The organism is Saccharothrix longispora, assembly GCF_030852425.1.
GTDB lineage: Bacteria > Actinomycetota > Actinomycetes > Mycobacteriales > Pseudonocardiaceae > Actinosynnema > Actinosynnema longispora.
On sequence record NZ_NSDM01000026.1, the window covers coordinates 1 to 14,523 of the forward strand.

General features: G+C 69.6%; 13 protein-coding genes. 3 read left to right on the forward strand and 10 right to left on the reverse strand.

What is annotated here, in order from left to right:
- Positions 1-1,031, reverse strand: a 1,031-nt coding sequence (locus CKY47_RS34705) for a hypothetical protein (protein ID WP_306750607.1), incomplete at its 3' end; no start/stop codon positions are given.
- Between the two features lie 519 nt (positions 1,032-1,550).
- On the opposite strand from CKY47_RS34705, the gene CKY47_RS34710 reads away from it, so the two are divergent.
- Positions 1,551-2,060 (forward strand): hypothetical protein, encoded by a 510-nt coding sequence (locus CKY47_RS34710; RefSeq protein WP_306750609.1) that lies wholly within the window; start codon positions 1,551-1,553, stop codon positions 2,058-2,060.
- A 260-nt stretch (positions 2,061-2,320) separates the two neighbouring features.
- Here CKY47_RS34710 and CKY47_RS34715 read toward each other — a convergent pair whose 3' ends face one another.
- Genes CKY47_RS34715 through CKY47_RS34730 form a run of 4 tightly spaced genes read right to left on the reverse strand, consistent with a single transcriptional unit; the run spans position 2,321 to position 5,730 of the window.
- A complete protein-coding gene (locus tag CKY47_RS34715; protein WP_306750610.1) occupies positions 2,321-3,043 on the reverse strand; it encodes an ABC transporter permease in 723 nt (240 codons plus the stop codon).
- Entirely contained in the window at positions 3,040-3,951 is a 912-nt protein-coding gene (locus tag CKY47_RS34720) for an ABC transporter ATP-binding protein (protein WP_306750611.1), read from the reverse strand. Before CKY47_RS34720 ends, CKY47_RS34715 begins: the two co-directional genes overlap by 4 nt.
- Entirely contained in the window at positions 3,948-4,808 is an 861-nt protein-coding gene (locus tag CKY47_RS34725; protein ID WP_306750612.1) for a hypothetical protein, read from the reverse strand. Before CKY47_RS34725 ends, CKY47_RS34720 begins: the two co-directional genes overlap by 4 nt.
- Entirely contained in the window at positions 4,801-5,730 is a 930-nt protein-coding gene (locus CKY47_RS34730) for an ABC transporter ATP-binding protein (RefSeq protein WP_306750613.1), read from the reverse strand. The genes CKY47_RS34725 and CKY47_RS34730 overlap by 8 nt, the downstream gene beginning before the upstream one ends.
- A 113-nt stretch (positions 5,731-5,843) precedes the next feature.
- Between CKY47_RS34730 and CKY47_RS37135 the strand changes: the two genes are divergently transcribed.
- Positions 5,844-6,269, forward strand: a complete 426-nt coding sequence (locus tag CKY47_RS37135; RefSeq protein WP_371320787.1) for an alpha-galactosidase — start codon at positions 5,844-5,846, stop codon at positions 6,267-6,269.
- Positions 6,270-6,713: 444 nt separating this feature from the next.
- Here the strand turns inward: CKY47_RS37135 and CKY47_RS34735 are convergent, their stop codons facing one another.
- Positions 6,714-8,279, reverse strand: coding sequence for a pectate lyase family protein (locus CKY47_RS34735; protein ID WP_306750614.1), 1,566 nt, complete (start codon positions 8,277-8,279; stop codon positions 6,714-6,716).
- Positions 8,280-8,735: 456 nt separating this feature from the next.
- A complete protein-coding gene (locus tag CKY47_RS34740; RefSeq protein WP_306750615.1) occupies positions 8,736-9,317 on the reverse strand; it encodes an integrase core domain-containing protein in 582 nt (193 codons plus the stop codon).
- A gap of 329 nt (positions 9,318-9,646) precedes the next feature.
- Here CKY47_RS34740 and CKY47_RS34745 point away from each other — a divergent pair, with 329 nt between their 5' ends.
- A complete protein-coding gene (locus CKY47_RS34745; RefSeq protein WP_306750616.1) occupies positions 9,647-10,786 on the forward strand; it encodes a family 43 glycosylhydrolase in 1,140 nt (379 codons plus the stop codon).
- 91 nt (positions 10,787-10,877) lie between these two features.
- On the opposite strand, the gene CKY47_RS34750 is transcribed toward CKY47_RS34745, so the two are convergent.
- From CKY47_RS34750 to CKY47_RS34760, 3 genes are all read right to left on the reverse strand, one after another.
- A complete protein-coding gene (locus tag CKY47_RS34750; protein ID WP_306750617.1) occupies positions 10,878-11,591 on the reverse strand; it encodes an endonuclease/exonuclease/phosphatase family protein in 714 nt (237 codons plus the stop codon).
- A gap of 1,704 nt (positions 11,592-13,295) precedes the next feature.
- Entirely contained in the window at positions 13,296-13,454 is a 159-nt protein-coding gene (locus tag CKY47_RS34755) for a hypothetical protein (RefSeq protein WP_306750618.1), read from the reverse strand.
- A 28-nt stretch (positions 13,455-13,482) separates the two neighbouring features.
- Positions 13,483-14,487: a squalene cyclase gene (locus tag CKY47_RS34760; RefSeq protein WP_306750619.1), complete on the reverse strand. Its 1,005-nt coding sequence runs from the start codon at positions 14,485-14,487 to the stop codon at positions 13,483-13,485.
- Positions 14,488-14,523: the final 36 nt, after the last annotated feature.

Here is a 14,523-nt window from a genome sequence, read left to right on the forward strand (position 1 = left end):
GGGACGCCCGCGCCGGTGAAGCGGGTGTTGAAGCCGGTGACGTCCGCCGGGACGCCGGACAGGGACTGGCAGGTCCCGGTGCCGGAGCTGCCGACGTCGACCCGGGTGGTCCACTGCGCACCCACCCCGGCGTTCGCGTCGGTGGCGGAGTCCCTCCGCGGCGGCACGACCGGGTCCGGCGTCGGGGCGGGGCTGCCGAGGACGCCGGGCAGGTGGAACACGGACGACGAGCCGGTCGACGGGTCCAGGACCCGGCAGCGGAGGACCGGCTCCAAGCGGTCGTAGACCGGGGGGCGAGCGACCCAGGGCGGTGCCCAGTAGATGTAGTCCGCCAAGCCCAGCTGCAGCGGGTACGCGGCGGCGCGGCACCTCCGGTAGCGCTCGTCGTAGCCCAGGACCTGCACCGTGCCGGCGCGGGCGAGCACGCGGGTGGAGTAGGTGAGCTGGGTGACCGCGCCCGCGCCGTCCAGGGAGACGCGGATCTTCGAGCCGGGGCCCTCCAACGGGAGGCCGTCGAGTTGGAAGTCGAACGTCACCGTGGTGTCCAGCGGGGCCCCGGCCAGCGCGTTGCCGTTGGCGTCGGTGATGTCGAGCGTCGAGTGGGACGCGCTCGCGGTGGCGTTCCCGGGCAGCAGGCCGACACCGCGCAGGGTTTCGGTGACGCGCTTGGCGGCCTCGTCGAGGGGGACGGCCCTCAGCCCGCGTACGGCGTCGAGGTCGAGCTGGGTCTGGCTGGTCGCCTGACCGCTCTCGTCGGGTCGGCCCGCGCCGCGGTCGATGCCGGGGACGCGCAGGTGGCGGTCCTCGTCGATGAACGTGACCACGCCCTCGGGCGTGTGCTCGACGCTCCCGAGGCCGAACGCCTGTTGCAGGGTCGTCGCCTGCTCCGGGGTCAGGCCCTCCGAGCGGACGGCGTACACGGGCAGTTCGTCGGCCGCGGACGCGGTGCCGGCGGTGGCGCCGGTCAACGCCACCGCGCCCAGCAACCCGGACAGGGCGAGCACCGTCGCTCCCCGTCGTCTGGTGGACATGCGTTTCCCTCCTGCGCCGCGGAGCAGGGCCCGCGGCGCGACAGGAGGACTTCGCCGGACGTGGCCTGATACCGAACCGGACCGGCGTCCACTCGAACGGCGTCACCCGTTGCCGCTCTCGGCGCACGAAGAACCTCCAGGCGGGGGAGTCCCCGCTCCGGCCGGCGGATCGGACGTCGTCGAAGCGCCCCTCTGCCGGGAGTTGCACGGTCTGCAAGCACTCCGCCCGGAGGTCGGTGCCGCGCAGCGACCGCGATCGACAGGGGCCCGTCGACGCGGAGCGGTGGTTCGCGCGCCGAATGGCGCAGCCCGGACCTGCGATATTTCACGCACGATTTGTGCGGACAGCGTGTCCTGTATTCGTCGTATTCCATTTCGCTGCATGGCGGAGTGCCGGTTCCCGGTGGGCGCGGGCCGAACGGTCGTCACTCGGCGGACGCATTTACAATTCGATCGGACGGCGGCTAGCTTGAGCAACCCGGAAATCCGCTTCAACCGCCCCCGACGTCGAGGATGCGCATGAGAACACGTGAACGGCAGCCGCGCTCGAGATCGTGGCGACTCGTCGCCGTCGTGATCGCGGCCGCCGCGCTGGTGACAACCGGTCCCGGCGCGCACGCCGACACCGACGCCACAGGTCTCGGCAAGCCCGCGCTGTCCACGCACACCCCGGACATCTCCGCCCGGACCACGGCGACCGTGTCCAAGGGCGTCTGGTCCTGCACGTTGAGCGCCACCCTCCCCAACCGCTGGTACGGCGGCTCGGGCGGTGGCGAACAGGCGTTCGGCAACCTGAACTGCACCCACGTCATGCCCGAGATCTACATCGCGGTCGGCCTCTACCGCAACGGCGCCCTGATCGCCTCCACCGACAGCCACAAGTTCTCCGCGGCGTTCGCCAACGCATTCCCCTCCAAGTCGCCGCACGTGTCGGCGACGTACGAGAGCGGCGCCATCGCCGCCGTCCTCTGGCCCGACAACACCGTCACCGAGATCCCGCAGATCTACAGCCCCGCCATTTTGCTGTGACGCGGACGGGTCGGACGAACCACGACCCACGTGCCCGTGCGATCTTCGACCGGTTCTTCCGCACCGCATGACGGATGATCGGACCCGTGTTGCCCGTGAAATCGACCGGTCGCCGACAGATCGGCCCTCCGCGACCGCGGCCGCGGAGGGCCGTCGCGCGCCCGGCTTCACCGCCTCGGCACCGCAGGACCGCACTCGTGGTCACGACCACCGAACGAGTCGTCGACCCCGGAGCGAAGGGCGTCAGTTCGCCTCGCCCGTCAGTTCGCTTCGCCCGTGAGCGCGAACGACCGCAGCCGCCGGGTGGCGCCGACCGTGCCCACCACGACGAACACCGACGCCATGATCAACGCGGTGGGCAGCGACATGGTCGAGGAGATCAGCGGGCTGTCGCCGATGGCGTCCGCGACAGCCGTCGCGTGCCGGCGGATGCTGAACACGCGGGCGCCGTCGACGAACGACACCAGCAGGTTCTCCCACAGCACGATGTAGACGAGGCCGACCGCGACCGGGCGCTTGGTCATCACGCTCAGCGCCAGGAACAGGGCGCTGTAGGCCGACGCGCCGAGGGCCGCGCCCACGACCAGGCCGACCGCCAGCGTGCCGGAGCCCGCGATCACGGCCGCGACGGCCAGTGGCAGGGCGGTGGCCACCGTGGTCACCAACCAGGCCACCAGGAGCTTGGACAGGATGATCTCCGAGCGCGGCAGCGGCTTGGTGATCAGGTGGGTGATGGTGCCGTCGTCGACCTCCAGGCCGAGCACGCTGCTGCCGACGATCAGCGCGGTCAACGGCAGGATCACCGCGAGGCCGAGGTTGGAGAAGACCTGCGGGCCCCACTCGGCCCGGGTCACGTGCTCGTTCTCGCCGGTGACGCCCAGCAGTGTCAGCCCGATGAGGACGACCGGCATGGGGAGCAGCAACAGCACGCGCCTGCGGCCGAGGAGGGCCCTGGCCGTGAGGCCGATGATCGTCGGGTTCATGTGGTCACCAGGTAGGAGAAGACCTTCTCGAGGGACTCGTCCGAAGGCAGGATGGTGGTCAGCCGGATGTTCCTCGCCCTGCCGAGCTTGGCGAGGGCGCGGGTGAAGGTGCCGTAGTCGCTGGTGTGCACCTGGAGACCCGTCTCGGAGATGCTCACCCCGGAGACCGACGGCTCGGCCATCAGCGCCGTGGCGAGGAGGCGGTCGTCGGAGGAGGCGATGGTGAACACGTGTGGGCGGGTGGTCATCAACCGCCGGATGTGCCGGTAGTCGCCGGAGGCGGCGAGCCTGCCCGCCACGATCACCTGCACGGTGCCGGAGAGCTGCTCGACCTCCTCCAGGATGTGGGAGCTGAACACGATCGTCCGCCCCCGCTCGGCCATGCCGTCGAGCAGTTCCATCATGTGCATCCGCTGCCGGGGGTCCATGCCGTTGAACGGCTCGTCCAGCAGCAGCACCTCCGGGTCGTGCACCAGCGCCGCGGCGACCCGGCTCCGCTGGCGCATCCCCTTGGAGTAGGTGGAGATCCGGCGGTCCTGCGCGTCGCGCAGGTCCACGACGCCCAGCGCGGCACGGGCGGCGGCCGTCGGGTCGGGGAGCTTGTGCAGCTTGGCGCTGGCCAGGACGAACTCCCACGCGGTGAGGAATCCCGGCACGCTCTCGCGCTCGGTCACCAGGCCGAGCCCGCGGTACACGGCGGGGTTGGCCCACGCGGGCTCGCCGCCGATCACGACCTCGCCCCGCGACGGGGCCAGCAGGCCCGCCATCAGGTGCAGCACGGTGGTCTTGCCCGCGCCGTTGGGGCCGAGCAGCCCGGTCAGACCCGGGCCGATCGACAAGCTCACGTCGTTGACCGCGACCACGTTGCCGTACCAGCGGGACACGCCTGCGAGTTCGACGGTGCTCACGACCTCACCCCCTTGTACCGCCACACCGCGGCCATCGTGCCGAGCGCGGTCAGCGCGACCGTGACCAGGCCGTACACCGGTCCGAACGAGCCGATCGAGACGAGGCTGACGTCCGATCCGAACAACCACTGGTCCACGCCGTTGAGCAGGCTCGCCGGGTCGAGCAGCCCGGCGAGCCGGCCGATCGTCCCGGAGTCCAACTCGCGCAGGACGGCCGAGATCGGGGCGGTGAGCAGGAAGACCCCGATGATCATGCCGGTGGCGAACACCCGGCGTCCCGACAGCGACGCGATCGGCAGGCCCAGCGCCGCCAGCAGCGTCGCGTGCACGGCCGCGGCGACGAGACCGACGAGCAGCCCGCCCAGCTCCTCCAGCACCCCCGGGACGCCGTCGTCGGTGCTGAAGGCCATGCCGATGAACATGACCAGCATGGGGGCCGCGAGCAGCAGGAACGTCGCGGTGGCCAGCGCGGCGACCTTGGTCAGCGCGTAGCTCGACCGGCCCAGTGGGCGGGACAAGTACAGGTGGAGCAGGTTCGTGCGCAGGTCCACCGACACCAGTTCGGGCGCGACCACGGCGACGAACACCGCCGCGGCGAAGGTGAAGGTGGAGGCGACGCCGACGTAGTCGAGCACCGGCTGGGGCAGCTGGCTGCTGATGACCACGATGATCAACGAGGCGAGACCGGCCAGGCCGACCAGCCCGAGCGGCAGCACCTTCGCCCACGGGCTGCGGCCGAGGCCGTAGGCGCTGCGGACGCTGTGGGCGTACAGCGCGCGGGCCGAGTAGCCGGGGCCGAACCTCGGACCGGTGTAGCGCTGGTAGCCGATGTCGTGGATGACGCCGGACTCAGACACGGGACACCTCCTCGGCCGGACGGTCGCGGAACAGGTCGGCGACCTGGTGCCGCTGGCGTTCGAGCCGGTGCAGGCGGAGGTCGAGGTCCGCGACGGCGTCCCGGATGAGGTCGTACACCGCGCCGTCGTCCTCGCCGAGGCGGACGGTCAGCACGCGGTTCCGACGGCGCACGTCCACGCCTCCGGCGGTGAGCGCGTCGGCCAGCCGCTCGGCGCCCTCGTCGACCTCGACGACGAGGAGGTCGTTGTGCTCGGTCATCGAGGACAGCGTCGCCGAGCGCAGGAGGGTGCCCGCGTCGATGGCGATCAGCGACGTGCAGATCCGCTCGATCTCCCCGAGCAGGTGGGAGCAGACCACCACCGAGATGCCGAACTCGGTGCCGATGCGGTGCACCAGGTCGAGCATCGCCCGCCGGCCCGCCGGGTCGAGCCCGTTGGTGGGTTCGTCGAGCAGCAGCAGTTCGGGGTCGTGGACCAGGGCTTGGGCGAGTTTGACCCGCTGCTTCATGCCGGTGGAGTACCCCCCGATCCGGCGGTAGCGCTCCTCGTAGAGCCCCACGTGCCGCAACGTCTCCGACGCCCGCTCCCGTGCCGCCGCGGCGGGCAGGCCGCTGACCCGCGCCATGTGCGTGACGAACTCCGCGGCGATCATGTCGGGTGGCAGGCAGTCGTGCTCGGGCATGTAGCCGACCTTCGCCCGAACCTGCTCCCCGTCCTCGATCGGGTCGAGGCCGAGCACGCGGATTCGCCCGCTGGTCGGCGTGAGCAGCCCCAGCGCGAGTTTGATCAGCGTGGTCTTCCCCGCGCCGTTGACCCCGACCAGGCCGACGACTCCTGCCTCGATGTCCAACGTCAGGTCCGCCAGGGCGGTCACCTTGCCGTCGTAGCGCATTCCCAGCGCGGTGGTCTCGATGAGTGGCACACGGGGACCCTAGGCCGCTCGTCCACCCGCCACATCCGGTTCTCTCCTGAGGTTGCCGGCCTCCCGACCCCTAAGGGTGGCCGGCGCCCTTAGGGGTCGGCACACCGTTGATCGTGTCCGAATTCAAGCCTGGTCGGCATCTCCGGGTCTGCCGAACGAGCGCCCACCCCGACCGGGTGCTGCACCTGCCCGACCGCGAACCCACGCCGTCGCGCCACCAGTTCGTGCTCAACTTCGCGCGCGAGGACGTGCGCGAGGGCGTGCTCGTCCGAGCCCGCCGGTTGCTGAGCGGGCACCGGGTCGACTTCGTCAAGTGGGACCACAACCGGCCCTACACCGAGGTGGGGTGGCCGCAGGCCCCCGCGCCCGATCGGCCGCGACCCGCTCCTGATCGCCGACGAGAGGTTCCTCGCCGCGGTGCGGGAGGGAGCGCCGGAACAGGTGGTCTGCGACTACGCGGACGCCGTGTGCACGCAGGCGCTCTGCTGCCGGATACGGGACGTCGGAACACGTGCCCACGGCGACACACGGACGTGTGAGTCGACCGGCGACCGGAGCACGGCAAGCGGGCGCGCCGTTCGAGGTCGGCGAGGCCCGCCGCACGGAAAGGTCGGCGAGCACCTCGGTCACTCGGCGTTCGAGGGACGACCTCCGCTCGCGCGGGGGAAGGCACGAGCGCCGCCTCGAGGGCTCCGCGAGGCCGAGCACCGACTTGCCGAGCGGGTCTCGCCGTCCAGTCGGCTGACCCTGTGCTCGCCGAATGTCGTCCGTGCGGGTCAGGCGGCGCGGTGGTGCTCGTCGAGGAGTCCGCCCAGCCGCTCCGTAGCCCCCGAACGATCGCTTGTGGCCACTGATGCGTGGAATTAGCGGAACCTGCTCCGCCTGCGTTTCCGGGGTCAGCCGGCGCTGCGCCCTCGGTACCCACGCATCGAACGACGGCGGCTGCCGGGCCGTGCCGGCCGGCAGCCGCCGTCGCCTGCCTGCTAGCAGGTGCCGTCCGACTCCTTCAGGCCGGTGTCGGCGCCCGCCGTGCGGCTCACGATGCCGGGCACGCACTCGGTCCGGTCGAGCGTGTAGCTGTAGGGGATGCTGACCGTGGTGGTGGATCTGACGTCGGGGCCGGCGGGGTTGGTGTCGCTGCCGGGGGCGGACCAGGTCACGTTGTCGAAGATGTTGCCGCTGACCTGCCAGTACCCGGCCTCGCTGGTGTAGAAGGTGCCGAGGACGTCCTTGGAGTTCTTGAAGTAGTTGTTGTCCACCTTGGCCTTGGCGCCGGCGCGGGAGTTGATGCCGGACTCGTTGAGGCTGACGTAGTGGTTGTTGTACATGTGGCCGATGCCGCCGCGCAGCAGGGGCGTGCGGGAGTCGATGTTCTCGTAGAGGTTGTGGTGGTAGGTGACGAACCCGTTGGAGCGGTCGCTCTCGCTGGACCCGACCAGCCCTCCGCGGCCGGAGTTGCGCAGGGTGCTGTAGGACAGCGTCACGTACTGGGTGTCGTCCTTCATGTCGAACAGGCCGTCGTAGCCCTCCGACTCCCCGCCCGACGCCAGCAGGGTGACGTGGTCGACCCAGACGTTGCGGACGCTGCTCTCCATGCCGATGGCGTCTCCGCCGTTGGACGTGGGGGAACCCGACTTCTTGACGTTCCGGATGGTCACGTTCCGGATGATGATGTTGCGCGAGTCGCGGATGTGGATGCCCAGCTGGTCGAACACGGCGCCGCCGCCGACACCGATGATCGTGACGTTGCTGATCTGCTTGAGCTCGATCACACCGGCGGCGGTCGAACAGCTGTTACCCGAGACCTTGGCGGTGTTGCCGTGGTTGATGGTGCCCTCGACCTCGATGACGACCGGCGTGCTGCTGCTGGCCCGGCCGCACAGGGCCTGGTGGATCTGGGTTCCCGTGGTGGCCCGGACCTTCGCCCCGCCCTGACCGCCGGTGGTCCCGCCGTTCTGGGACGCGTAACCGGTCGCGGTGCCCGTGGGCGGGTTCGACGTCGTGGTGGTCGTGGTCGACGTCGTCGTGCTGGTGGACGTCGTGGTGGTCGTGGACGTCGTGGTCGAGGTCGGCACACCGCTCACCGGGGTCAACGTCCACTGCTTGGTGGCCACGCTGTCGCAGGAGTTGATCTGCACCCCGGCGCCGACGGCGGTCGAGCTGTCCTTGACGTTCATGCACTTGGTGCTGTTGGTGTCGACCAGGCGGTAGTTGCTGCCGCTCGCGGTCACCGTCCAGGTCTGGCCAGGGCCGCCGGTGCACGCGACCTGCTGGATCGCCTTGCCCGCCGACGTGGACGCGTCCTGCACGCCGACGCACAGGCCCGTGGCGACCGAGCTGATCCGGTACCCGCCGCTGACCGCCGTGAACTTCCACTGCTGGCTGCTCGTGGTGCCGCACGACGCCTGCTGGAGCTGAACGCCCGCGGTCGTGGTCCCGTTGGGAACGTCGAGGCAGTGCCCGGTGCCCGCGTTCTTCACCGTGTACGTGCCCGCGCCGATCGCCGCCGAAGCGGTTGTGATCGGCCAGGCGACGAGCGTGGCGGCCAACGCCGTGACGCCCGCCGCCGCTGCCGCGCCCGCGCGCCATCGCGCGCGGTGGGGCCTTGCGGCACGCGTGGTGGGAGGTTGAACATTCATCGACTACTCCGCTTCTGGCTTACCCGGACGCCGGAACTGGCGGGGGAGACTATTCGCGCTGGGCGGAACCCGCCGGCAAGGAATCCACCGGCACGCGATGGCCGATGCCGCGTGTCCGGGGTGCTTCTTCACGTCGTTGTGGAAATCGCCTTCCCGGCGAATGTTAGATGGCCCGGAAGTGGCCGGTCAATAACGGTTTCGGCGGCGGCTGAGGTCGGGTAGGTGTCGAATACGGTCGAACGCGCAGGTCGAAGGCGGTCGAACCGATCGTCCACCGGCTGCGGGGTCAACGCGGGCGGTCATACTCGTGAACAGAACCGACGGGTGTCGATCACATTTGTGAAATTGGGACACCGGTGGTCGCATTCAACCCGGCAGTAGCCGCCGAGAGCCGGTCCGGACCATGCCCGTGAAACCGGAAGTACGCCCGCAGCGCGTCGGCCAACGGCCACACGTGACGGGGCGGACCGTGTTCGGCCGCGTGCGCCGTCCCGCGATGAGGTTCGACGCCTCGGCGTCCAACCGCTCCAGCGCCGCCGGCACGGCGAACGCGCGTCGGCACGCGATCCGCCACCAGTCGCGTGTCGGGCCGGTCGGCTCTGTGATCGACCGGTCCGGTCGTGGTGGGGCGAGTTGCAGGGCTTGGTGTGGTCGACGGTGGTTGTAGCGGTTCGCGTAGCGCTGCAGTACCGCTCGCAGGTGGTGCTCGTCGGGGATGGGCAGGTGGTCGGCGACTTCTCGCCTGACGGTGCGGGGTGCCGGCTTGTTGCGTTGTCCAAGGACCGTCCGGGTGCGTGGCGGTGTCGAGGATGTACACGTAGCGTGTGGCGACCTCCACCACGAAGAAACGTGGACGCGTTTGAGGGTGACGGCGCAGTCGACGTGGAAGAAGTCACAGGTCAACAAGCCCGCAGCCCGTGCGCCGTGTTCGTGGTCGCAGGCCGACATGCCGGCGGCCTGGGTGTGGAGGAGCTCTCGGGTCGCCTTGTGCAGCCGGGGACACGATCACCCGGCCGTGCTCTCAAGCGGAGTCCGCGCCTCCTCTGCCGGCGGCGATGACGTTCGGGTGGTGCAGGAGCATCAGTGGGTACCACGGCATTCGGGTCTGCGTGCAGCGAAGTGCTCGTACGGGGCGGGCGCTCGGCCTAGCATCCCACCGTGCCGTCAATGCCTAACCGGATGTCGGGCGTGATGGTTGGTTGGCACCATGCGGCGTGTCCCAGTCGCGCTGTTCCGACCGGCCTTTCCTTCGTGGGGCGGCTCTCAGGAGGTCAGCTGTGGTCAATGGTTTAGCTCGAGCGCTCCGCCGATCCACCGGCATCGCCGCAGGGGTCTGTCTGGTACTCGGTGTTACTCCCGGCGGGATCGCTGCCGGACAACCGGTTCGCCCGACCGAGCGCATCGTCGCCGCCGATCCGGCGGATGAGTCGCAGGACTTCCGGTTCCCTGGCGCGGACACCATCGCCCTGCACGACGGGTCCGACAAGTACATCACTTACGGCGCCAGTCAGCATGGTCGCGGGATGCCCTACTCGGTGCATGGGGCGGGCAACCACGTGGGCACCTCACCGGTCATCACCGGTGACTCGATGCCCAATGGCGGCGGGGCGTGGGTGGACGACACCAGGGGTTTGTGGGCCCCGGCCGCGTTCTACCACGTCAAGAACGGCGTTGGTCGCTACTACCTGTTCTACACCGCCACCAAGAAGGGTGGCGAGGACCAGCACTGCGTGGGCGTGGCCTCCTCCACCAGTCCTTTTTCCGGCTTTCGCGCCGAGGCCACGCCGATCGTGTGCCCGCTGACCAACAGGTGGGCGATCGACGCCGACGTCGTCCGCGGGCCGGAAGGCGCGATCTGGATGACCTGGCGCGACGGCCAGCGAGCGGAGGGCGGGGAGTCGGCGTTGTCGGTGATGATGCTGTCGTTCAACAACGACGGCACCGTTGACCGTGCCACCGAGCCGGTGGTCATCCTGCGTAGCGACAACCTCGCCTGGGCCAAGTACCGCGAGGGCGCCGGCGTGACGGTGATCGAGAACCCCAGCCTCTTCCACCGCAACAACGCCTGGTACGTGTTCTACTCCGGCAACAACTGGCGGACCAACTACTACGCCACCGGTATCGCCTACTGCGGTCCGCGCATCGACGACGGGCTGTGCTCGCAGGTGCCAGGTCCCCGTAGGGCGTGGTTCTCCTACGCCGGGCCGGAAGACCACCTGCCCGACGACCTGCGGCTGCGCGGCTTGCCGGGCAACAAGCGCGGTCCCGGTGCGATGGACGTCTACCGGGCGCGGGACGGGCAGCCATGGGTGACCTGGAACTACCTGTCCGAGGAAGGTGGCCGCAAGAGCCGCACGGGCAAGCTGTTCATCACCGGCAGTGGCGCCGACGTCGACTTCGAGGTGCGGCTGCCGTAGCACCCGTTGCAGTGCCCTGTTCGGACTGTCCGGTTCGCACGCGCTCGGATCGTGCGAACCGGACAGTCCCGGGGGCTCTGCCCCGATCGGATCAGAAGGTGGCGTACACCAGGTAGGCGTGGTGGTCGGAACCCCACCGGGGCTGGCGGTGAACCTGCGTGTGCGAGATGTTCGACGGCGCGTACACGTGGTCGAGGGGCACTTCGCCGCCGCCCACCAACGGCACGTACCTGATCGGCGCCGGCATGCCCATCGCCCGGTGCCGGTTGAAGTCGCCGACCACGAAGATCGGCGTTGCCGGGTGGTTCTGCCGCATCTCCGCCACCTTGTCGCGCAGGACCTCGTAGTGCCGGTTCCACCGGGCCTGGCGTTCCGGGTGAGCGCCCCATGCGCCGGAGATGAAGTGCGTGTTCACCACGATGAAGCGCTTGTCCGTGCCACGCAGTTCCAGGATGACCCAGTTCACGTAGCGCGCCGGGGTCACCCCCGCCTCCCCTCCATGGGTGAGGATGCTGCCCGAGTTCGCCAACTGGAACCTTTCCACCCGCCAGGAGATGGGCACCGCTTTGGCCGGCTCGGCCGCAGGGAAGAACGTGTCGTACTCGGCGCCCAACCGGTTGTTGAGCTTGGTGCGGTCTTCCGGCTCGTTCACCTCCTGCCACCCGATGACGCCGGCGAAGGGCTCGAAGCTCGCCGCGCCGCGGAAGGTGTTGTGGGTACCGATGGAGATCGTGTCGAGCGCCACCGTGCCCGACTCGGCAGAGGCTGGTGCCCCGACCGTCAGTACGGTCAGGGCGGCGATCACGGCGGTGACCGACCTGGTGAGTTTCACGGCGTTCCCCTCTGGGCGGATGTCGGTAAACTACCACCCAAAGTGATTGCGACCGTGTGAACAAGGACCAAAAGCAGTATCCTGAGTCGACCACGTCCGGCGAGAGGTCGGTCCTTGAAGCGATCTTGCCGGGGAGGTTCACAAGGCCGACCTGATCCACATGTCGCCTACGCATCCGGCCCGGGTGGCTGCGGCCCTGCGGGGTGTAGAAGTCGACAATGTGGTGTGATCTGTGGATGGGGCGGTTGCGAGTTCGGCCTCGTTTCCAAGCCGACAAGTAGAGCAAGTGCCGCGTCTCGGAACGTCCACCCGGTGATCATATCGGCCGTAATAGTGCGGTGTCGGTGTCGGTGTCGGTGTCGGTGGCATAGCGGCAGTCCGGCCAGTCGGGGGCGCTGCACGTCGCCGAGCCGGGTCCAGTTGCGCAGCGTCTCATGGTTGACACCCAGGTCATCGGCCACAGACTTGATCGTCACGCCAATCGGACGGGTAAAGCGCGACCGCCTCAGCCCGGAACTCCGACGGGTACTACTTCACCACCATCTGAACAGGCCCCTGGGACCACCAGGGGCCAAGTGTGCCCGGTGTCCAACATCCGGAGGCGAGGCTCACCCTCGGAGTATCCATTCCGCCAACCGGGTGACGTTATTGCTCCGGTCGATGCGCTGAAGGTCGCCGTAGGCCCGAAACGGGTCGTGTCGGTTTCTTCGAAGGAACAGTTACGCCCACCCGGTGGCCGAACTGCCTGTGCCATGACTTCGCTTCAGTGCCTCCTGTAGATCACTGTTCGCTTGTCGGAAACAGTGGTACCGATACTGGATTCATTCGTATAGGGTCGTGATCCGGACATCACGCGAACGGATGGGGAGAGATGAAATTCGGTTTCCGATCGGCCGGTCCTGTACTCGGTGCCCTGCTCATGGCTGTGGGGGTATCCCTGGGGGGTGGCACCCCGGCGAGCGCGGCCCCGGTGGACTGCACCGGTTCGGTCGACCACTACGACAACACCGGCCTCCGGAGGTGGATCGCGGATGGGCAGGCCGTCCGCTCAGGTCCCCGGGCGGACTGCTCCGTTCGCTTCCGCGGGCCGGTGGAGGTCGACGTGGACTGCTGGATGGAGAACAGTCTCGGGGCCACGTGGTGGTTCGTGCAGAGCAGGCTGGGACAGGGATGGGCTTACGAGGGGAACTTCGGTTCACCCCCTCCCCGGCACGCCCACGCCTGGTGCTTCGCTCCGGACTAACCATCTTTGAGCCATTTCATCGTGACGTCGCAGGTCACGGCGCAGGCTGAGCAGTGGGGGCGCGGTGGGTGAGGCTCCCGGTAAGACAGCAGTCGATCAAGATCCGATGCCCCGACCTGGGGCCTCGCCGTGCTGTCCTCCCCTGCCGCGATTCCGCTGTCCGACCACACGCTGGTCCGTCCGGCCGATCCCATTCGCGCGGAGCGTGCGCGGCGCCGGTGCGGCCGCGGTTGCCGGCGGTCCAGGACCACCCCCGCTCGCGCGGGGAAGACGCAGGGCACCGCGGAGGCCAAGGGCGAGCTGGTGGACCACCTCCGCTCGCGCGGGGAAGACCCACCTGGTCGGCCTCGACGGCTCGGTGCGCGAGGACCACCTCCGCTCGCGCGGGGAAGACACTTCTTGACCAGCGACTTTACATGCCGAGGTGCGCAATCTCATTCGGTTCGCCTTGGTCTCGGATATGACGCCTGCACGGTCGAGGTAGCGACGTCGCCGAGTTCATACAACAGTGTCGTGTCCTGTTCGACCACACGCAGCGCGGCGACCATCCTGTCGGCCAGCACCGGCTTCACCTTCAGCCGCGACTGGGCCACGGTGTGGAACGAGGCGGAGAGGATCTCGTCATGGTCGAGCCTGATGCGGCCACATCCCCAGGGCGCAGAACGCCCCCGTCGAAGCCGTCGAGTGTGACAAGCTGCCGGAGCTGCCGGTGATCAACGGCTCGCCGGCGGGGACGTCGACCTCGAACCACACCCGCCCGGGGTGCCGGCGGGCCTGGAGCCACGTGCCGTCGGGCTGCCGGGCGGCCCGGACCCGCTCGATCGCGGCGGCCATGCGCGGGTCCGGCGGTGTGCCGTCGAGGAGGGCGGCCCGGCGGAAGTGCTCGGCCGCGTTGAGCACGCTGCAGTACCAGCGGAACGGGTAGGCGAAGCGGTCCACCCACGGCGCCACCGGTTCGCCCGTCGACAGCCGGCGGAACAGCCCGCGCCGCAGCAGGTACTCCTCGCCCGCGCGCCGGGCGGCGTGCGTCGCGTCCGTGCCCCCGGTCGCGGCGTCGTGGGCGAGCAGCCCCGTGAGGGAGTTGAGCGTCGAGTGGAACGACGATCGCCTGGAGCCCTCGACCCACGCGCGGTTCCAGCCGCCGTCGGGCAGTCGGTGCTCGACGAACCAGTCGACGACGCCGGTGACGTCGGCGCCGAGCCACAGGCCGTTCCCCACCGTCCAGGCGTTGATGCAGCAGTCGACCTCACCACCCCAGTACGGGAGGTCGTCGTACTCCCAGCGGCAGTGCTCGGCGAGCAGTTCGGCCGTGCGGCGCTCGCGCAGGGCCGCTGCGTCCAGACCCCACTCGCGCAGCGAGTTCAGCGACCACGTCGTCGCGGTCCAGGGCTGCCCCTCGGTCTCCGCCGCACCGAACTCGAAGCCCGCGGGGAAGTACGCGCCGCCGGCCCACCGGCCGTCGGGGTCCTGGAGGGCGAGCAGTCGCGCGCCGAAGCCCTCGGTCGCGACCAGGGCCCGGGTCGCCTCCCAGACCTCGGGCGGTTCACCCGCGAGGTCGCGCTCGACCTGCCGGCGCAGCGCCGGGTCGGAGTCGAGGAGCCACGCGAGCACGTCCTCGGTCACCATGGCGCGACCTTGGTGGGGCTTCGCCAGGTCGGTTGA